The organism is Streptomyces sp. NPDC088124, assembly GCF_040685895.1.
Taxonomy (GTDB): Bacteria; Actinomycetota; Actinomycetes; order Streptomycetales; family Streptomycetaceae; genus Streptomyces.
In genome coordinates this window covers 1-19,498 of sequence record NZ_JBFBJB010000031.1, presented here as the reverse complement: position 1 = coordinate 19,498, position 19,498 = coordinate 1, and the positions used below count along the sequence as shown (strand labels likewise).

Here is a 19,498-nt window from a genome sequence, read left to right as displayed (position 1 = left end):
AGGCACCCGTACCCATGCACTCCCCGCTCCTCGATCCGTCCTCCATCACCCCATGTCTCACCACGGTCGCCGGGCCGCTGCCCGTCTCCGCCGTGCGCGGTCCGGCGCTCGCCCATGAGCATCTCGTGCTCGATCTCGACCGTGCGGGCGACGGCGCCGCCGTGCTCGACGCCGGGCGCCACCGGTCCGCGGTCGTCGCCGAACTGACCGCGTTGTCGGCCCGGTTCGGGCTCGCCCTCGTCATCGAGCTGACCTGCCGGGGCATGGGCCGCGATCCGCGCGCGCTGATGCGTTTCTCCGAGGAGTCCGGCGTCGCCGTGGTCGCCGCCACCGGCTGGTACTACGAGCCGTTCCACCCCATGGAGACGGCGGAGGCGAGCGTCGCGCAGCTCACGGAGATCCTGGTGCGGGAGATCGAGGAGGGTATCGACGGAAGCGGTGTCCGACCCGGCGTGCTCGGGGAGATCGGCAGCCATGGCGACCGGCCGAGCGGGCGCGAGAGCCGGGCGCTGCTCGCCTCGGCCCATGCCGCACGCGCCACCGGTCTGTCACTCGCCACTCATGCCCAGTCAGGCCGCGGCGGGCTCGCCCAACTGGAACTGCTCGCCGGTACGGGGCTTCCCCCGTGCCGGATCTCGATCGGCCACCAGGACCTGCTGGACGATCCGGGAACCCACCGTGAGCTCGCGGCAAGCGGCGCGTACGTCGCGTTCGACACCGTCGGCAAGGAGCACTACCAGAGCGATGGCACCCGCTTACGGCTGCTGCTGGCCCTGTTGGAGGCGGGACACGCCGACCGGGCCCTGCTGAGCTGCGACATCTCCCGCCACGGCTATCTGACGGCGGAGGGTGGCCAGGGGTACGGACATCTCTTCCGCTCCTTCCTGCCGGCAGCGCGCGCGGCGGGCGTGGACGACGACCTGATCGACCTGATGACACGCCGCAACCCCCTGCGTTTCCTGACCGGCGCCGGCACCGACAACACCCGCGCCGCAGACACTGCCCACGCCACAGGCACCACAGGCACCGCCCGCGCCACCGACGCCGAGGAGATCTGAGATGCCTCCACTGCCTCCACTGTCTCCACCGCTTCCCCCAACCTTCCCGCTGCCCACGATCACGCTGGAGGACGCCATCCGGCTCCAGTTCCGGCTGCTGGAGCACACCGCCGCCCACTTCGAGGGACCGCAGCTCTTCGAGGCGGACGCCGGTGTGGTCACCGGGCTCGGTCGGCCCCGTACGACGGCACGGGTCGAAGCCGTGCTCGCCGATTGGTTCGGCGCGGAGGAGGCCACGCTGGTGCAGGGGGCCGGTACCGGCGCGATCCGGGCCGCGCTCCAGGCGGCCGTCTCTCCCGGCGATCCGCTGCTGATCCACCGGGCCCCGGTCTACCGGACGACGGCCGTCACCCTGCGCGGACTCGGTGTCCGTACATCCGAAGCCGACTTCAACGACCGTACGGCCCTCCGGCAGTCCCTGGCGACCACCGGCCTCACCTGGGCGTACGTCCAACACAGCAGACAGCGGCTCGGGGACTCCTACGACCCGGGCGAAGTGCTGGCGGCCTGCCGCGCCGCAGGGGTGCGAACGGTCGTGGACGACAACTACGCGGTGCTGCGCGTGCCCGCCTGCGGCGTCCAGCTCGGCGCGGACGCCTCCTGTTTCTCGCTCTTCAAGCTGCACGGCCCGGAGGGCGTGGGCGCCGTCGTCGGCGCCCGTGATCTCGTCGGCCGGGTCCGCGCCGACAACTACTCGGGCGGCGGCCAGGTCCAGGGCTCCCAGGCGCTGGAGGCGCTGCGCGCCCTCACCCACGTGCCTGTCATGTGGGCACTCCAGTCCCTAGTGTCCGCCGAGGTCGCGGCGCGCCTCGGCGCCGGCGAGGTGCCGGGTGTCGCCGAGGTACGGATCGCCAACGCGCAGGACCGCTGCGTGCTGGTACGGCTCGACCGCCCCGTGGCCCGTCAACTGCCCGCCGTCGCCGCGCGGTACGGAGCCACGCCGTATCCCGTGGGTTCCGACTCCCGCTACGAGATCGCCCCGCTCGTCCACCGAATGTCCGCCTCGTCGCTCGACGACGCTCCCGAACTCGCCGACTGGACCGTACGGATCAACCCCATGCGGGCGGGCGCGGACCTGGTGATCGAGATCCTCCGCCGTTCGCTGCACGATCTGAAGGGCTGACCGTGTTCCTGGATACCGTCCTCACCCGCAACCCCGCACTCGTCGACGCGGCGACCGCGCTGCACGCCTCGGGCGCCGTTCCGCCCGACACCTATGTCCTGGACGCCGACGCCGTGGCGGCCAACGCGGGGTTGCTGGCGGACGAGGCGGAGCGGCTGGGGCTATCGCTCTGGTTCGTGGCCAAGCAGTTCGGCCGCAACCCCGCGCTGGTCCGGGCGGTCGCCCGGCACATCCCCCGATTCGCCGCGATCGCCCCGGACGAGGCCAGGACGCTGCACGCGGCGGGGGCCGGGGCGGGCAACCTGGGTCATCTCGTGCAGATCCCGCGTCGCGCGCTGCCCGAGATGCTGGCCTGGCGGCCCGAGGCGGTCACGGTCTTCGACCTCGCCAACGCGCGGGCGGTCTCGGAGGCGGCGGGCCGGCTCGGCCTCGTCCAGGACGTGTTCGTACGGATCGAGGCGGCGGCCGGGTCCGGCCATCCGGGCCAGGAGGGCGGCGTACCGCCGGCCGCCCTGGACGGCTTCGCCGCCGCGGTCGAGCGGCTGCCGTCGGTCCGGATCGCCGGGGTGACGGCGTTCCCCTGCGTGGTGTGCGACCCGGACACGGGACGGCCGGCGCCGACGGCCACCTTCGGGCGCGCCCTCGAAGCACGTGAGGTGCTGACCGCACGCGGTCATCAGGGGCTGAGCCTCAGCGCCCCGGGCGCGACCTCCGTGGCGACGCTGCACCTGCTGGCCCGGCTGGGCGCCACCCATGGCGAGCCGGGCCACGCCCTCACCGGCACCACGCCGCTGCACGCGGCGGATCCGCACCAGCCGGAACGGCCCGCGTATGTGTACGTCACCGAGGTCGCCCACACGCTCGCGGACGGCCGGCCCGCGCTCTTCGGTGGCGGGTTCTACGCCAGGGGCGGTGTCCGCGCCGCCCTGCTGCCCCGCACGGGGCTGCGCCTCCGGGTGGGCGACGCCCCCGCGGAGCACATCGACTACTACCGGCTGCTGGACCCGCCCGCCACGGGATCGGGCGGGGTCACTGTCGGGGACGCCGCCGTCCTGGCGTTCCGTACGCAGATCTTCGTCACCCGTTCGACCGTCGCGGTCGTCACCGGTCTCACCGAGGGAAGGCCCCGGCTGACGGGGCTGTACGACGCACGGGGCCGGGCCCTGGGAGGAGCCACCTCATGAACAGGACCGTCATGAGCAGGAACGCCCCGAGCAGGGCCGCCATGGGCACGAGCGTCACCGACGGCTCGGGCGGTGGTGGTGCGCCGACCACCGCCGGGGCCGCACCACCCTCCGTACACGGACGGCTAGCCCATGAACTTCTTGAACTCGTCGGGCAGTTCGAAGTTCTTGTCCTGGCCGCCCGCAGGCAGTCCGAACGCACTGCCCGACTGCGCCGCCTCCTCGCGCCGCGCCAGCGCCGCCTGCTCCTCGGCCTTGCGCTTCATCGGGTTGCCGGAGCGCTGCTTGCCCTTGGCCTGCTTGGCCTTCTTCTTCGTACGTCCGGGGCCGCCGCCCATGCCCGGGACGCCCGGCATGCCCGGCATGCCGCCGCCCTGCGCCATCTTCGACATCATCTTGCGCGCGTCGAAGAAACGCTCCACAAGGTTCTTCACCGCGCTGACCTCGACACCGGAACCCCGGGCGATACGGGCCCGCCGCGAGCCGTTGATGATGACGGGGTCCTGGCGCTCGGCCGGGGTCATCGACTTGATGATCGCGGCCGTGCGGTCCACGTCCTTCTCGTCGATGTTGTTGATCTGGTCCTTGATCTGCCCCATCCCGGGCAGCATCCCGAGCAGCTTGGAGATGGAGCCCATCTTCCTGACCTGCTCCATCTGCGCCAGGAAGTCGTCGAGCGTGAAGTCCTTCCCGCCCTTGCTGCTCGCCAGCTTGGAGGCCATCTTCTCGGCCTCGGCCTGGCTGAACGTCCTCTCCGCCTGCTCGATGAGGGTGAGCAGGTCACCCATGTCGAGGATGCGGGACGCCATCCGGTCGGGGTGGAACGCGTCGAACTCGTCCAGCTTCTCGCCGTTGGAGGCGAACATGATCTGCTTGCCGGTGACATGCGCGATGGAGAGGGCCGCACCGCCGCGGGCGTCGCCGTCGAGCTTGGAGAGCACCACACCGTCGAAGCCGACGCCGTCGCGGAACGCCTCCGCGGTATTGACGGCGTCCTGGCCGATCATCGCGTCCACGACGAAGAGAACCTCGTCGGGGCTGACGGCGTCGCGGATGTCCGCGGCCTGCTTCATCAGCTCCTCGTCGATACCGAGGCGTCCCGCGGTGTCGACGATGACCACGTCGTGCTGCTTGGTCCTCGCGTACTCGACCGAGTCCTTGGCGACCTTGACCGGGTCGCCGACGCCGTTGCCCGGCTCCGGCGCGTACACCGCGACGCCCGCGCGGTCGGCGACGACGGAGAGCTGGGTGACGGCATTGGGGCGCTGGAGGTCACAGGCGACGAGCAGCGGGGTGTGGCCCTGGCCCTTGAGCCAGAGACCGAGCTTTCCGGCCAGGGTGGTCTTACCGGCGCCCTGCAGACCCGCCAGCATGATCACGGTCGGCGGCTGCTTCGCGAAGCGCAGGACGCGGGTCTCACCACCGAGGATGCCGACCAGTTCCTCGTTGACGATCTTGACGACCTGCTGTGCCGGGTTCAGCGCCTGGGAGACCTCGGCTCCGGCCGCGCGCTCCTTGACCTTGGCGATGAAGGCGCGGACGACGGGCAGCGCCACGTCGGCCTCGAGCAGGGCGATACGGATCTCGCGGGCCGTGGCGTCGATGTCCTCCGGGCTGAGGCGCCCTTTGCCCCGGAGGCTCTTGAACGTGGCTGCGAGGCGGTCGGAGAGAGTATCGAACACGGCGGTCGCGGATCCTCAGGTCGGGAGCGGATGAGGGGGCTGTCCCGCGCGGTGAAGGACAGACCGTCCCCCAGGGTATCCGGCCTCGCGCGGTGGGGTCTGCCCCCTGGGTGGCGCGGCCGTACGGGAGGCGTACGCGCCCCGTACGGCCGGATGCCACCCGGCGGCCGGAAGCGTCACCGCCGGGGAGGCCCCCGCATCCTCAGCGGTACGCGGCGGGCCTCAGCGCAGCGCGGTCTCCACCGCGCGTGCCAGCTCGGCCGCGGCCTCCGCCGTCAGCGGGCGTCCACGGTCCGAGGTGACGTAGAAGGCGTCGACGGCGTTGGCGCCCAGTGTGGACACATGGGCGCTGCGCACCATCACCCGCGCGTCGTCCAGAGCGCGGCCGATGCGGTGGAGCAGCCCCGGGGCGTCCTGGGCCCGTACCTCGATGACGGTCGCGTGCCGGGAGGCGGTCGGTGCCACGGTCACCCGGGGCGGCGGGGCCTTGACGCCACGGCGACGCGGGTAGGCGGCCTCCCGCTCGGCGAGCCTGGCCGGGATGTCCAGGGAGCCGTCCAGGGCCCGTACGAGGTCGGCGCGGAGCCGGGCGGCCTGCGGCAGCGAGCCGTACGCCGCGGCGACGCGCCAGCTCAGCAGCAGGACGCCGACGCTCCGCTCCGGCCCGGCCCCCGCGCCCGGCCCGCCGCCGGCTCCGTCAGCCGGCTCGACCGGCAGGTCGCCCAGTCCGGCCGGCAGTTCGACGGCGCGCAGTTCGGCGGCGCGTACGGTGAGCCGGTGCAGCGCGAGCACCCCGGCCGCCGCGGGCAGCACGCCGGGCCGGTCGGGCAGGGCGATGAGCAGCTCGACGCCGACCGGTTCCGGCGCGCTGTCCTCCGGCCCGTCCTCCCACCCGTCCCGCGCCGCGCCCTCCGCGGGCTCCGGCCGCGCGGATTCGGGGCGCGGGGCGTGGGGCTGCGCGCGCAGGGCCAGTACGGGGCCCCCGGTGCGCAGTGCCTCCACGGCGAGGCGTTCCTGCTCCGCGCTGGGCGCGGCCGGCTCGGGCTCCGCCGGATCGTCGCCCGCGAGCACGGCCGCGACGCGTGCGACCAGGTCGGCGACGAGGGAGGAGCGCCACGACGACCAGGCGGCGGGGCCGGTGGCGAGCGCGTCGGCCTCGGTGAGCGCGTGCAGCAGCTCCAGCGTGGCGAGCGAGCCGACGCGGCCGGCGACGGAGCTGACGGTCGCCGGGTCGTCCAGGTCGCGCCGGGTCGCGGTGTCGATGAGCAGCAGGTGGTGGCGTACGACGGTGGCGATGACGGCGACGTCCTCGCGGTCGAACCCGATCCGGGCCGCCATGTCGCGAGCGATGACCTCGCCGGCCACCGAGTGGTCGCCCGGCCAGCCCTTGCCGATGTCGTGCAGCAGGGCGCAGACGAGCAGCAGGTCGGGGCGGCCGACGCGGCGGGTGAGCGAGGACGCCCGGACGGCGGCCTCGACCAGGTGGCGGTCGACGGTCCAGGTGTGGACGGGGTTGCGCTGGGGCCGGCACCGTACCCGCTCCCAGTCGGGCAGGAGCTGGGTGATGAGCCCTTCGGCTTCGAGCGCCTCCCAGACGGGGACGGTCGGCTCGCCGGCGCCGAGCAGGGTGACGAGTTCCTCGCGGGCCTCGGCCGGCCAGGGCACCGGCAGGGGTTTGCCGGTGCGGGCGAGGCGGCGTACGGCGTGCAGGGAGATCGGCAGTCCGGCCTGCGCGGCGGCGGCCGCGGCCCGCAGGGGCAGCACGGCGTCGCGTTCGGGCCGGGCGGTGCGGGCGAGGACGACCTCGCCGTCCTGCTCGACGACGCCCTCGGCGAGCGGGGTGCGGTCCGGGGCGGGCCTGCCGCCCAGCATGGCGCGCAGTTTGGGGCGTACGGAGCGGGAGCGCAGCACGCGGTTGACCTCGCGCCAAGTGACGTCGGAGGCGTACGAGACGGTGCGCGCGGCCTCGTACACCTGGCGCAGCAGGGCGTCGGCGTCGAGCAGCCCGAGTTCGGCGGCGACCGCGTCCTGTTCTTGGAGGGCGAGCCGGTCGGTGGCGCGTCCGGTGGTCAGGTGCAGGGCGTCGCGGGCGTCGAGCAGCGCCCGGCGGGCCTCACCGAGGCCCTCACGGGGCGCGTCGGCGAGCCAGGAGGCGGCGACGGCGCGCAGCGCGGTGGCGTCGCGCAGTCCGCCCCTGGCCTCCTTGAGGTCGGGCTCCAGGAGGAACTGGAGCTCGCCCTGGCGCTCGGCCCGTTCCCGGCACAGGTCGTCCAGTTGGGGCAGGCGCTTGGGCGCGGTGTTGCGCCAGTCGGCGAGGATCGCGGTGCGCACGCCGGTGACCAGCCCGAGGTCTCCGGCGACGTGCCGGGCGTCGAGCAGGCCGAGCTGCACCTTGAGGTCCTCGGCGGCGGTCCTGCGCGCCTCGGCGGGGGTGCGTACGGAGTGGTCGAGGGCGAGTCCGAGGTCCCAGACGGGGTACCAGACGCGGTCGGCGAGGGCGGCGACCGCCTGTGCGGAGGCCTTGCCGTCGTGCAGGAGCAGCAGGTCGAGATCGCTGCGCGGGGAGAGTTCGCCCCGTCCGTAGCCACCGACGGCGACGAGCGCCGCGCCGCGCACCCCGGTCTCCCGGGCGGCGGCGGTGAACAGCGCGTTGAGCCAGTCGTCGGTCAGGCGGGCCAGGGCGGCACGGCGCGGCGGCCCTGGCCGCGCCTTCTCCTGGAGGAGGCGCAGCCGGGCCGCCGCATAGCCGCTGGGTCCCGAGTCTGCCTTTTCGGTGGTCTCTTCGACGCTCGTCACCCAGTCGTTCCCGTCTCTAGAGGGCGTCCGGGCCGCGCTCGCCGGTCCGGACCCGGACCGCCGTGTCGACCGGAACGCTCCATACCTTCCCGTCACCGATCTTGCCGGTGCGGGCGGCCTTCACCACGACGTCGATGAGCTGTTCGGCGTCGTCGTCCTCGACCAGTACCTCGATACGGATCTTCGGTACGAGGTCGACGGTGTACTCCGCACCCCGGTAGACCTCGGTGTGGCCGCGCTGCCGGCCGTATCCGCTGGCCTCCGTGACCGTGAGGCCCTGGACGCCGAAGCCCTGGAGGGCCTCCTTGATCTCGTCCAGCCGGTGTGGCTTCACGACTGCGGTGATGAGCTTCATGCGTCCACCTTCTTGGTCTTCGCCGCGGCGGCGTGGGTCTCGTCGTGGTGCGGGGCGGCGGCGATGCTGCTGCGGCCCGACGGGGAGCCGCCGACCGCGCTGTAGTCGTACGCCGACTCCGCGTGGTACGCCATGTCGACACCGCTGGTCTCGTCGTCCTCGGAGGCCCGGAAACCGATGGTGACATCGACGATCTTGGCGAGGATCCAGGAAACCACGAAGGAGTACGCCATCACGGAGAAGGCCCCGGTGGCCTGCTTTCCGAGCTGCGTGAGGCCGCCGACACCGTCGACCGCGAGGAGACCGACGAGCAGGGTGCCGATGACACCGCCGACCAGGTGGACGCCGACCACGTCGAGGGAGTCGTCGTAACCCAGCTTGAACTTGAGGCTGACGGCCCAGGAGCAGACCAGACCGGCGACGAGGCCGATGAGGATCGCGCCGAAGGGGCTGACGTTCGCGCCGGACGGGGTGATGGCGACGAGGCCCGCGACGGCGCCGGAGGCGGCGCCCAGCGTGGTGAACGCGCCGTGCCGGATCCGCTCGTAGATCAGCCAGCCGAGCATGGCGGCGCCGGTGGCGATCTGCGTGTTGAAGGCCATGATCGCGGAGGTGCCGTTGGCGGCGAGCGCGGAGCCGGCGTTGAAGCCGAACCAGCCGAACCACAGCAGGGCCATGCCGAGGACGACGAGCGGCAGGCTGTGCGGCCGCATCGGGTCCTTCTTGAAGCCGATGCGCTTGCCGACGACGAGGACCGCGGCGAGCGCGCCGACGCCGGCGTTGATGTGGACCGCCGTACCGCCGGCGAAGTCGATCACACCCAGCTTGAAGAGCCAGCCGTCGGACTGCCAGACCCAGTGCGCGATCGGGAAGTACACCACGGTCACCCAGAGCGTGATGAAGAGCGCCCAGGCGCTGAACTTCACGCGGTCGGCGAGCGCGCCGCTCATCAGCGCGGGGGTGAGGATGGCGAACATCAGCTGGAAAAGAGCGAAGGCGAAGACGGGGATGCCTTCCTTGCCCCCGGTCAGCGTGTCGACCGAAATGCCCTGGAACCCGATGTGGTCGAAGTTGCCCAGGAGACCGCCGCCGATGTCGTCGCCGAAGGCCAGTGAGTATCCGTAGAGGACCCACAGCACGCTGACGATCCCGAGCGAGATCAAGGACATCATGAGCATGTTGAGGGCGCTCTTCACCCGCACCATGCCGCCGTAGAAGAATGCCAGGCCGGGCGTCATCAGCATGACGAGCGCGGCACTGATCAGTACGAATGCGGTATCTGCGCCATTCAAGGCCAGCGTCTCCTCGTGGGTCGGATACGGCCCGTGCGGATGCTCAAGCGGGTATGGGGCCGACTGTGCTCAGGAGATTGACGCAGCGCGGTTTCAGCCAGTGCCGCTCGATGTTTCGCGGGGGTGACGAAGGCGTCCCGCGTGTTACACCCCGATGAACCGGCCCCTTTCGTCAGGTGGCCGCGGATATCCTCCGCGGACGTCCCGTGGGCGTGTCACGGGCCGCTCGGGGCTTCTCGCGGACGGCGGAGACCGGCCGCGGCACCCACCCTGCTGTCCTGGCGGCGGGGGAGCCGTGTCGGGCTGTACGGGGTGGTTGCCGCGGCCGGAGCTGGGGCGCGCCGGGCACGACCGGATAGGGCCGGGCTCGGCGCCGGGCGGGGTGCGAGGGATCGGGCCGGGTACGGCGCGGTCGGGCTGTGTACGACGTCAGGGTGTGTACGGCGGGGCGGCTGTGTACGACCGGGATGGGACGCCCACGACCGGGGTAGGCCCGCGGTTCAGACGGCCTCCGCGGACTCGGGCAGCTTCTTGGCGAGCACTTCGGTGAGATCGACGACCTCGGCGACGTCACCGAAGTCCCGGGCGGCGGTGTCGAGCGTCTTGCGCAGCCGGGTGTTGACGCGCTCCGAGCGCACGCTGCGGGCGACGTCGAGGGCCTTCTCCGCCAGGGCCGTGGCCTGCTCGGGCTCGCGGTTGAGGAGGTGGACGGTGGCCATGCCGATCAGGTTCAGCGCGTACGACCGCTGGTGGTCGTCGTCCTTGGCGAAGAGTTCCACGGCGCGCCGCATGACGGGCTCGGCGAGGGAGGCGTAGGTGGGGCTGCGGCCGGCGACATAGGCCAGATCGCGGTACGAGTGGGCGTTCTCCCCGTTGAGCTCGGCCTCGGAGAAGAAGCGGATCCAGTCGGGCTCCGGCCCGCCGTCGAGCCCGGCGTCGGAGAAGGAGTCCTCGGCCATTCTCACGGCGCGCTTGGTCTTGCTCGGCTGCCCCATGTTGGCGTACGCCCTGGCCTCCATGGCATAGAGCATCGCCTGGGTCCTGGGGGTGGCGCTGTCCCTGCTGCCGTACTGCGCGAGATGGATGAGTTCGAGCGCGTCGTCGGGCCGTCCCAGGTGGATCATCTGGCGGCTCATGGAGGAGAGGATGTACGAGCCGAGCGGCTTGTCCCCGGCCTCCTTCGCGGCGTGCAGGGCCAGCACGAAGTACTTCTGGGCGTTGGGGTGGAGGCCCATGTCGTAGCTCATCCAGCCGGCCAGCTCCGCCAGCTCGGCCGCGCACCGGAAGAGCCGCCGGGAGGTCGCCTGGGGCTGCGGCTCCTGGAGGAGTTCGGTGACCTCGTGGAGCTGGCCGACGACCGCCTTGCGGCGCAGGCCGCCGCCGCACTGGGCGTCCCACAGCCGGAAACAGGCCGTGGTCGACTCCAGCAGATCCAGCTCAGGGCCGGAGAGTCGGGTGGCGCGGGAGGGAGCGACGGGATCGGGGGCCGGCTCGCCGGGGTCGGCGGCGGGGGTGGGCACCAGCCAGCGCTGCATCGGCTCGACGAGGGCGGGCCCGGCGGCCAGCCCCAGGGACGTACCGAGGAAGCCGCGGCGCGCCAGCATCAGGTCGCTGCGGGAGAACTCGCTGATGAGCGCGACGGTCTGGGGGCCGGCCCAGGGCAGGTCCACCCCGGACACCGAGGGCGAGCGGTGGGCGGAGCGCAACCCCAGCTCCTCGACGGCCACCGCGGCGCCGAAGCGCTCGGAGAACAGCTCGGAGAGGATGCGCGGGATCGGCTCGCGCGGCTGCTCGCCGTCGAGCCAGCGGCGTACGCGCGACGTGTCCGTGCTGATGTGATGCGCACCCATCTGGCGCGCACGGCGGTTGACCTGGCGCGCCAGCTCCCCCTTCGACCAGCCGCTGCGCAGGAACCACGAGTTGAGTTGCCCATTCGGACGCTTGCCGGTATCCGTACCGCCTGCGCCGCTGCCGCCCACTGGAAAGCCCCCATCCGACGAATGCCGTTGTCTCGCGAACCGCTATCAGAATGCCGTGGGTGACCGCTCCGTGTCCGGCAGTTGCACCCCTTCGAACAGGAAACCGAGTTGCCCTTGGCATACCCGCGAGACTGTCTTACCCGAGGTTCGTGCACCGAAAGTAATCCTGCCATCACCCGTCCGGCGAGGGTGATTCCACAAACGCCACCATTCGCCACCCCTTCGAATGAACGCGCCCCGCACGGGGCGCGATTGACTTGACGTACGACGTTCAGGGGGTGGCGAAGGATGCATATGGGGGCGCGCGAATCGGATCGCACTACCCCCAATGCCACTTCGCGCCACTCGAATGGCTTAAGTGACGACGGAGCGTCACAGGCAGACTGCGAGTCGTAACCACCGGCGAGTTCGACCCGTTGGAGGGGGCATGGGCTTCACGATCGGCGGCATCCGGGAGATGCGGTCCGGCTCGCGGCGCCGCGGTCGCACCACAGAGTGCACCGCGGTGGCGGAGTACACCGGACTCTGGGGCTGGGACGTCGTGCCCGGCGCGCGGGCCTCGGGCGGACGGTGCTCCTGCGGTGACCCACGGTGTGCGGCGCCCGGCGCGCACCCGCTCGACTTCTGCCCCGAGGTCCCGGCGGGCGCCACGGTGGACGACGCCACCAAGGCATGGGCGGAGGTGCCCGGCGCGGCGGTGCTGCTCCCGGTGGGCCGGGGCTTCGACATCATCGACGTCGCGGAGCCGGCGGGCAGCCGCGCGCTGGTGCGGCTCGAACGGATGGGGCTCCCGCTGGGCCCGGTGCTGGCCACACCGACGGGCCGCGCCCACTTCTTCGTGGCGCCGGGCGCGGCGGCGGAGCTGCCCGAGCTGCTCTACCGGATGGGCTGGGACGACGCGGACCTGGATCTGCACGGCCTGGGCCCCGGCGCGCACGTCACGGCTCCGCCGTCGGACCTGGCGGGTCTCGGCCCGGTCCGCTGGCTGCGGGCACCGTCCCTGGACACGGCGGCACCACCCCCACAGGCCCGGCTGCTGCTCGGCACCCTGGCGTACATCTGCCACCGCTCGATGCCGCCGCCGTAGCTGCGGGCGGGCCGTACACGGGCCGTAAACGGGGGGGCGTCGCCCGTCCCACGGGGGCAAGCGGCGCGGGTACGGGGGGCGCCCCCGCCCCGTGGCGGCGCCCCGAGGCCCGCCCGGGGGGCGCCGCCACGGGCGGGCGCCGCCGACGGGCCCCGGCCGGGCGCCGCGCCGTTCCGTACGGCCCGCGAACCGGCCGGGTCAGTCCGCGGTCAGTCAGTCCCCGATCAGCGCGTCGACGAAGGCGCCCGGCTCGAACGGCGCCAGATCGTCCGGGCCCTCGCCCAGGCCCACCAGCTTCACCGGCACGCCCAGCTCCCGCTGGACCGCGATCACGATGCCGCCCTTGGCCGTGCCGTCCAGCTTGGTGAGCACGATCCCCGTGATCTCGACGACCTCCGAGAAGACCCGCGCCTGCACGAGGCCGTTCTGTCCGGTCGTCGCGTCGAGGACGAGCAGCACCTCGTCGAGCGGACCATGCTTCTCCACGACGCGCTTGACCTTGCCCAGCTCGTCCATGAGGCCGGTCTTCGTGTGCAGCCGCCCCGCCGTGTCGATGAGGACGACATCGGCGCCCTCCGCGATGCCCTCCTTGACCGCGTCGAAGGCGATCGACGCCGGGTCGCCGCCCTCGGGGCCCCGTACGGTGCGCGCACCGACACGCTCGCCCCAGGTCTGGAGCTGGTCGGCGGCGGCGGCGCGGAACGTGTCCGCCGCTCCGAGGACGACCGACCGGCCGTCCGCGACGAGCACCCGCGCCAGCTTGCCCGTGGTCGTGGTCTTGCCGGTGCCGTTGACCCCGACGACCATCACGACGCCGGGCGTCTCCAGACCGCTCTCCGTCTTCACCGCCCGGTCGAGAGCGGGGTCGAGGAGAACCAGCAGCTCCTCCCTGAGCAGCGTGCGCAGCTCCGCCGGGGTCCGGGTGCCCAGCACCCGGACGCGCTCGCGCAGCCGCTCGACCAGCTCCTGGGTCGGGGCGACGCCGACATCGGCGGTGAGGAGGGTCTCCTCGATCTCCTCCCAGGTCTCCTCGTCCAGGTGCTCACGGGAGAGCAGGGTGAGCAGCCCCTTGCCGAGGGAGTTCTGCGAGCGGGCGAGCCGCGCGCGCAGCCGGACCAGCCGGCCGGCCGACGGCTCGGGAATCTCGATGGCGGGCGCCTCGACCGCCTCGGCGGGCTCCTCGACGGCGACCGGCGCACCGGTGGTATCGGGGAGCCCGACCTCCTCGATCGTGCGGCGCGACTCGTCGCGCGGTGTCTCCGCCTCGTCACCGACGTGCGGTTCGGCGGGTGGGGCTGTGATGGTCGGCGTGCTCGACGGTGCCGAGGGCGGCAGCTTCTTCTTGCGGCTGCCGACCACGAGCCCGCTGATCGCGCCGACCGCGACCAGGGCGATGACTACAACAAGGATGACGATTTCCATAACTCTCCCAGTATCGGCCACGGCCAGGCGCGGCTCCCGGCCACGTCGGGGCGCGTCCTGGCGCGATCCGCCCCGGCCATGACTTCAGAGGTTCACACGAAGACCCTCGTGACGATTTGGACGTTTTACCCCGAACGCGCGATGGTCGTGGTTCCGGTTTCGCCCGGAATCCACTCCCCCAGGAGCCCCCACCTCTGTACGGAGCCCGTTCATGCCCCACGCCTCCGCCCCCGAAGGCGCGCTGGAGACCCGCGGTCTGGAACCCGTCCCCGACGCCGAGCGCACCGGCCGCGTGCGGGGACTCTTCCCCACCTGGGTCGCCGCCAACATCAGCGTGCTGCTCCTCACGATGGGCGCCGGTCTGATCGTCCTCAACGGACTCAACTTCTGGCAGGCGCTGGTCGTCGGGGTCGCGGCGCCCGTCGTCTCGTACGGCACGGTCGGGTTGATCTCCATCGCGGGCAAGCGCGGCGGAGCGCCCGGGATGGCGCTCTCGCGGGCGGTCTTCGGCCAGCGCGGGAACCTCTTCCCGGGGTCGCTGATCTGGGTCGCTCGCTGGGGCTGGGAGACGATCAACGCGGTGACCGGGGCGTACGCCGTGCTGACGGTGCTCGATCTGCTCTTCGGGATCAAGCGCAGTACCCCGCTCGTCGTGATCACCCTGCTGCTCTTCGTGGCCGGGACCTTCCTGGTCTCGGGTCTGGGCATCAAGGCGCTGCGGGTCTGCAGCACCTGGTCGGCGTATCTCTTCGGCGCGTTCAGCGTGCTGGTGCTGGTCCATCTCGTCGCGGAAACCGACTGGTCGGCGGTCTTCGGCAAGCCGGCCGGCCCGACGGCGATGATGATCGCGGGCATCGGCACGATCGCGGCGGGCGGCCTCAGCTGGGTCCCCTCGGGCCCGGACTTCACCCGCTATCTGCCCCGGTCTGCCTCCGGCCGGGCGATGGTCGGCACGACGGTGGGCGGCGCGGGGATCACCGTGGTGCCCCTGGTGCTGATGGGCGCGGTGATGGCGGTGGGCGCCCCCGATCTCGCCACGGCGCGGGATCCCGTCTCCTTCATCGGCGCGCTGCTGCCCACCTGGATCTCCGTACCGTATCTGCTGATCGCGCTGGTGGGGATGGTGCTGATCAACTCGATGTCGATGTATTCGGCGGGGTTCACGGCGCAGACCCTGGGCATCAAGGTGCCTCGCGCCTGGGCGGTCAGCGTGAACGCGGTGATCAGCCTGGTCCTCGGCTTCCTGCTGATGGTGATCGCCACGAGCTTCATCGGCTCGTTCGTCTCGTTCCTCACGCTGCTCGCGGTGGCGTTCTCCGCGTGGATCGGCGTCTTCGGCGTGGACATGCTGCGGCGGCGTACGTACGACGCCACGGCGCTGATGGACACGACCCGCACCAGTGGCTACTGGTACCGGGGCGGCTTCGCCCCGTCGGCCATGGCCGCCTGGGGTACGGCGCTGGTGGTGGGGGTGCTCTTCACGTCGGTGGAGTGGTTCTCGGGCCCCCTCGCCGGTACCTGGGTCGGCGAGAACGGCCTGGGCTGGGTGGTCACCGTCCTGGTGGCGGCGGGGCTGTACGGGGTGCTGCCGCGCGAGCGCGCGAAGACCCCGGCGCCCGCGGAAGCGGAGAGCGGCGCCGGGTCCGGTGAGCGGATGGGGGCGGGTACGGACGGCGCCGGGTCCGCGTCGGCGAGGCTGCCCGTCTGACCTCCGGCGCCTTCACGCGGGGGCGGAGCCGGGGCCGGCTCGGAGACCGGTCCGCGGCCCCGCGTGCCGGGACAGGCCCTACCCCATCTCCTCCAGCGTCTTTCCCTTCGTCTCCTTCACGAAAAGGATCACGAAGGGAATGGAGAGCGTGGCGAAGCAGGCGTAAATGATGTACGTACCCGAAAGGTTCCAGTCGGCCAGGCTCGGGAAGCTCGCCGTGATGGCCCAGTTGGCGATCCACTGCGCCGAGGCGGCGACGCCGAGCGCGGCCGCGCGGATCCTGTTCGGGAACATCTCGCCGAGGAAGACCCAGACGATGACACCCCAGGAGAGCGCGAAGAAGAGCACGAACACGTGCGCCGCGATCAGGGCTACGGTGCCCTCGGTGCTGGGCAGCTTGCCGTTGACCAGGTGCGCGGAGAACGCCCATGCCTCGCAGGCGAGCGCGACGGCCATACCGGCGGAGCCGACGAGCGCGAGCGGCTTGCGGCCGACCCGGTCCACCAGGACCATCGCGATCACGGTGCCGATGATGTTGACGATCGACGTCGTGAACGAATAGAAGAACGAGCTGGACGGGTTGATCCCGACGGACTGCCAGAGCGTCGCCGAGTAGTAGAAGGCGACGTTGATGCCGACGAGCTGCTGGAAGACCGAGAGTCCGATCCCCACCCACACGATGGGCAGGAAGAAGAAGCCGCCACCGCCCAGCAGGTCCTTGAAGGTCGACTTGTGCTCACGGCGCATCGCGTGCTCGATCTCGGTGATCCGCGCGTTCAGATCGACGCCGTTGCTCTCGACCTCGGCGAGCACCTCCTTGGCGCGGTCCACCCGGCCGACGGAGATCAGGAAGCGCGGGGACTCGGGGATCGCGAAGGAGAGGAGACCGTAGAGCAATGCCGGTACGACCATCACACCGAGCATCCACTGCCACGCCTCGAAGCCCAGCAGCTTGCCACGCTGGTCACCGTCGGCGAGTTGGAGGATGCCGTAGTTGACGAGCTGCGAGATGGCGATGCCGATGACGATCGCGGCCTGCTGGAAGGAGCCGAGCCGGCCGCGGTAGGCGGCCGGGGAGACCTCCGCGATGTACGCGGGGCCGATCACCGACGCCATGCCGATCGCGAAGCCGCCGATGATCCGCCAGAACGCGAGATCGTAGATGTTGAACGGCAGGGCCGAACCGACGGCGCTGACCGTGAAGAGGGCGGCGGAGATCTGCATGCAGCGGATCCGGCCGATCCGGTCGGCGATCCGGCCCGCCGTGGCGGCCCCGATCGCACAGCCGATCAGCGCGATGGCGATGACCTGGGCGAGGGCCGCGGAGCCGATGTCGTACCGGTCACGGATGGCCTCGACGGCGCCGTTGATCACCGAGCTGTCGTAGCCGAAGAGGAAGCCGCCCATCGCGGCGGCGGCCGTGATGAAGATGACATGGCCGAGATGTTCGGGGTGGGCCGCTCGACCTCCTGTCGGCGGAACCTGCGCTGTGCTGGTCACGTGTACTCCTGAAGCCGCCCGGCTGCGTCGCCGGGCGTGGGGTGGGGGGGAGCCCTACAAGTGAGGCATAACGTCCTGTCAGCCACCACTTGAAGGCAAAAGCAACGCGAAAGAGCGTATGCCTTCACCTTTCGAATGGACAGAGCGGGGGTTACGCGCGGCACCATGCGACAAAATGGGCTACCCACCCTCCCCTCATCTTCAAGATGTGAAAGTGGCCGGAGCCTCGGCACGGTGATGCCCTCAGCGGAGCCGCTGGCTGATGACTTTGGATACCCCGTCGCCCTGCATGGACACCCCGTAGAGCGCGTCGGCGACCTCCATCGTCCGTTTCTGATGGGTGATCACGATGAGCTGCGAGCTCTCCTGGAGCTCCTGCATGATGCGGATCAGCCGCTGGAGATTGGTGTCGTCGAGCGCCGCCTCGACCTCGTCCATCACGTAGAACGGGCTCGGACGCGCCTTGAAGATCGACACCAGCAGCGCCACCGCCGTCAGGGACCGTTCGCCGCCGGAGAGCAGCGAGAGCCGCTTGACCTTCTTGCCCGGCGGCCTGGCCTCCACCTCCACGCCCGTGGTCAGCATGTTCTCCGGGTCCGTCAGGATCAGCCGCCCCTCGCCGCCGGGGAAGAGCCGGGAGAAGACACCCTCGAACTGGACGGCGGTGTCCCGGAACGCCTCGGTGAAGACCTGCTCCACCCGCTCGTCGACCTCCTTCACCACGCCCAGCAGATCGGCCCTGGCCTTCTTCAGGTCTTCGAGCTGCGCGGAGAGGAACTGATGGCGCTCCTCAAGGGCGGCGAACTCCTCAAGGGCCAGCGGATTCACCTTCCCGAGCTGCTGATACGCCCGTTCGGCGGCCTTGAGCCGCTTCTCCTGCTCGGCCCGCGCGTAGGGCCGGGGCCGGTTCCGCGGGTCCTCCGGGTCCTCCGGCAGCTCCTCGCCCTCGGCCGCCGGCGAGGGCGGCACGGGCTGGTCGGGGCCGTACTCGGCGATCAGCCCGGCCGGCTCCACGCCCAGCTCCTCCAGCGCCTTCGCCTCCAGCTGCTCGATCCGCAACCGCTTCTCGGCGCCGAGCACCTCGCCCCGGTGCACCGAGTCGGTGAGCTTGTCCAGCTCGCTCTTGAGGTCGCGGCCGGTGTTCCGCTCGGCGGTCAGCTCCCGGTCGCGTACGGATCCGGCCTCCTCGGCCGCGGCGCGCTCCGCCTCGGCCCGGACGACGGACACCTCCACATGCGCGAGCAGCTGCCGGGCGCCGGCCGCGACCGCCGCGGCGGTCCGGGCCTCGTGACGGAGCCGGGCGCGCCGCCGCTCCGCGCGGGCCCGCGCCTCGCGCTCGGCGCGCGCCGCCCGGTCGAGACCGTCGGCCCGGCCCGCGAGTCCTTTCACGCGCTCCTCGTGGGTACGGACCTGGAGCCTGGCCTCCATCTCGGTCTGCCGGGCGTTGGCCCCGTCGGCGGCGAGCCGGTCGCGTACGGAGGTGTCCGGCTCCTCCTGCCCCTCCCCGAAGGGGGACTCCTCCTCCGCGACGAGCAACCGCTCCGTCAGCTCCTCCGCCTGCTCCGTGGCGCGCTCCAGCGCCTCCTGCGCCTCGGCGGCGGCCCCGGCGGCCCGTTCGGCCTCCGCGGCGGCGGCGCGGGCCTGTCCGGAGAGCCGGCCGAGCCGCCCGGACACGGCGGACTTCTCCCGGTCGGCGGCGCGCCGGCGCTCCCCCAGCTCCTCCACGAGCGCGACGTGTTCGGCGCGGCGCCCGGTGGCGGCGCGCTGGGCCCCGGCCAGTTCCTCGCACCGTACGGCGAGCAGCGCCAGCTCGGCGGCGGCCTGGTCGACGGCGGCCTGCGCCTCCAGCAGGCTGGGCGCCCCCGCGGAGCCGCCGTGCGCGAAGTGCGCCCCGAGCACATCCCCTTCGGCGGTCACGGCGGTGAGCGTGGGCCGCGCGGCGACGAGTTCCTCGGCGTCCTCAAGGGTCGCGACGACCACCATGTCGCGCACGAGGCGGCGTACGGCGCCCATCAGCTCGGCGGGTCCCTGGACGAGATCGATCACGTACGGCGCGGCGACAGCGGTCCGTACGGAGCCGGCGGGGCCGGGCACCGCGCCCGCCGGCTCCGCACCGGGGCCCCCGCTCTGTGCGGGAACACCTGCCGACGGGGCGGACGGAGCCGGAGGCGCGGGCGGTACGGGCGGCGTGGTGGCAGCGGGCGCGGCGGCGCGGCTGGGAGCGGGGGCGCGGGCGGGAGCGGGTGCGGGGGCGTCGGGGCGGGCCATCCTGATGTTGTCGGCGACGGTGGCACGCAGCAGACGGACGTCCT

The 19,498-nt window shown here is 72.1% G+C and carries 13 protein-coding genes; 5 read left to right on the top strand and 8 right to left on the bottom strand.

The features are described 5' to 3' along the window. The first annotated feature begins 14 nt into the window (after positions 1-14). Genes AB0P17_RS24810 through AB0P17_RS24800 form a run of 3 tightly spaced genes read left to right on the top strand, consistent with a single transcriptional unit; the run spans position 15 to position 3,365 of the window. On the top strand, positions 15-1,058 hold the full coding sequence (locus AB0P17_RS24810; protein WP_365814102.1) for a phosphotriesterase: 1,044 nt from the start codon (positions 15-17) through the stop codon (positions 1,056-1,058). A gap of 1 nt (position 1,059) precedes the next feature. Further along, positions 1,060-2,181: an aminotransferase class V-fold PLP-dependent enzyme gene (locus tag AB0P17_RS24805; protein WP_365814101.1), complete on the top strand. Its 1,122-nt coding sequence runs from the start codon at positions 1,060-1,062 to the stop codon at positions 2,179-2,181. Between the two features lie 2 nt (positions 2,182-2,183). Then, a complete protein-coding gene (locus AB0P17_RS24800; protein WP_365814100.1) occupies positions 2,184-3,365 on the top strand; it encodes an alanine racemase in 1,182 nt (393 codons plus the stop codon). A 125-nt stretch (positions 3,366-3,490) separates the two neighbouring features. On the opposite strand, the gene ffh is transcribed toward AB0P17_RS24800, so the two are convergent. The 5 genes from ffh to AB0P17_RS24775 all read right to left on the bottom strand — a co-directional run bounded on the left by ffh (position 3,491) and on the right by AB0P17_RS24775 (position 11,469). Beyond that, complete coding sequence (gene ffh / locus AB0P17_RS24795; RefSeq protein WP_365814099.1) at positions 3,491-5,047, bottom strand: signal recognition particle protein; 1,557 nt, start codon at positions 5,045-5,047, stop codon at positions 3,491-3,493. Between the two features lie 222 nt (positions 5,048-5,269). Beyond that, the gene (locus AB0P17_RS24790) at positions 5,270-7,843 is read right to left on the bottom strand and encodes a [protein-PII] uridylyltransferase (protein WP_365814098.1); all 2,574 of its coding nucleotides are present in this window, start codon (positions 7,841-7,843) and stop codon (positions 5,270-5,272) included. Positions 7,844-7,859: 16 nt separating this feature from the next. Then, positions 7,860-8,198: a P-II family nitrogen regulator gene (locus AB0P17_RS24785; RefSeq protein WP_365814097.1), complete on the bottom strand. Its 339-nt coding sequence runs from the start codon at positions 8,196-8,198 to the stop codon at positions 7,860-7,862. Then, positions 8,195-9,490: an ammonium transporter gene (locus tag AB0P17_RS24780; protein WP_365814095.1), complete on the bottom strand. Its 1,296-nt coding sequence runs from the start codon at positions 9,488-9,490 to the stop codon at positions 8,195-8,197. Before AB0P17_RS24780 ends, AB0P17_RS24785 begins: the two co-directional genes overlap by 4 nt. A gap of 500 nt (positions 9,491-9,990) precedes the next feature. After that, on the bottom strand, positions 9,991-11,469 hold the full coding sequence (locus AB0P17_RS24775) for a hypothetical protein (RefSeq protein ID WP_365814094.1): 1,479 nt from the start codon (positions 11,467-11,469) through the stop codon (positions 9,991-9,993). 427 nt (positions 11,470-11,896) lie between these two features. Between AB0P17_RS24775 and AB0P17_RS24770 the strand changes: the two genes are divergently transcribed. Then, positions 11,897-12,556 (top strand): bifunctional DNA primase/polymerase, encoded by a 660-nt coding sequence (locus AB0P17_RS24770; protein WP_365814093.1) that lies wholly within the window; start codon positions 11,897-11,899, stop codon positions 12,554-12,556. 213 nt (positions 12,557-12,769) lie between these two features. Here the strand turns inward: AB0P17_RS24770 and ftsY are convergent, their stop codons facing one another. Further along, the gene (gene ftsY, locus AB0P17_RS24765; RefSeq protein WP_365814092.1) at positions 12,770-13,978 is read right to left on the bottom strand and encodes a signal recognition particle-docking protein FtsY; all 1,209 of its coding nucleotides are present in this window, start codon (positions 13,976-13,978) and stop codon (positions 12,770-12,772) included. Between the two features lie 211 nt (positions 13,979-14,189). On the opposite strand from ftsY, the gene AB0P17_RS24760 reads away from it, so the two are divergent. Further along, complete coding sequence (locus AB0P17_RS24760) at positions 14,190-15,686, top strand: cytosine permease (RefSeq protein ID WP_365814091.1); 1,497 nt, start codon at positions 14,190-14,192, stop codon at positions 15,684-15,686. Between the two features lie 78 nt (positions 15,687-15,764). Here AB0P17_RS24760 and AB0P17_RS24755 read toward each other — a convergent pair whose 3' ends face one another. Together AB0P17_RS24755 and AB0P17_RS24750 are read right to left on the bottom strand one after the other, a co-directional pair. Next, positions 15,765-17,186, bottom strand: coding sequence for a sugar porter family MFS transporter (locus AB0P17_RS24755; RefSeq protein WP_365814090.1), 1,422 nt, complete (start codon positions 17,184-17,186; stop codon positions 15,765-15,767). A gap of 243 nt (positions 17,187-17,429) precedes the next feature. Continuing rightward, positions 17,430-19,498: AAA family ATPase (locus tag AB0P17_RS24750; RefSeq protein ID WP_365814089.1), on the bottom strand; the 2,069-nt coding region annotated here is incomplete at its 5' end.

What these genes read in the sequence shown, in the direction of transcription:
- AB0P17_RS24760 (WP_365814091.1), top strand. Translation starts at nt 14,190, where the DNA reads ATGCCCCACGCCTCCGCCCCCGAAGGCGCGCTGGAGACCCGCGGTCTG.
- AB0P17_RS24805 (WP_365814101.1), top strand. Translation starts at nt 1,060, where the DNA reads ATGCCTCCACTGCCTCCACTGTCTCCACCGCTTCCCCCAACCTTCCCG.
- ftsY (WP_365814092.1), bottom strand. Translation starts at nt 13,978, where the DNA reads ATGGAAATCGTCATCCTTGTTGTAGTCATCGCCCTGGTCGCGGTCGGC.
- AB0P17_RS24785 (WP_365814097.1), bottom strand. Translation starts at nt 8,198, where the DNA reads ATGAAGCTCATCACCGCAGTCGTGAAGCCACACCGGCTGGACGAGATC.
- AB0P17_RS24810 (WP_365814102.1), top strand. Translation starts at nt 15, where the DNA reads ATGCACTCCCCGCTCCTCGATCCGTCCTCCATCACCCCATGTCTCACC.
- AB0P17_RS24770 (WP_365814093.1), top strand. Translation starts at nt 11,897, where the DNA reads ATGGGCTTCACGATCGGCGGCATCCGGGAGATGCGGTCCGGCTCGCGG.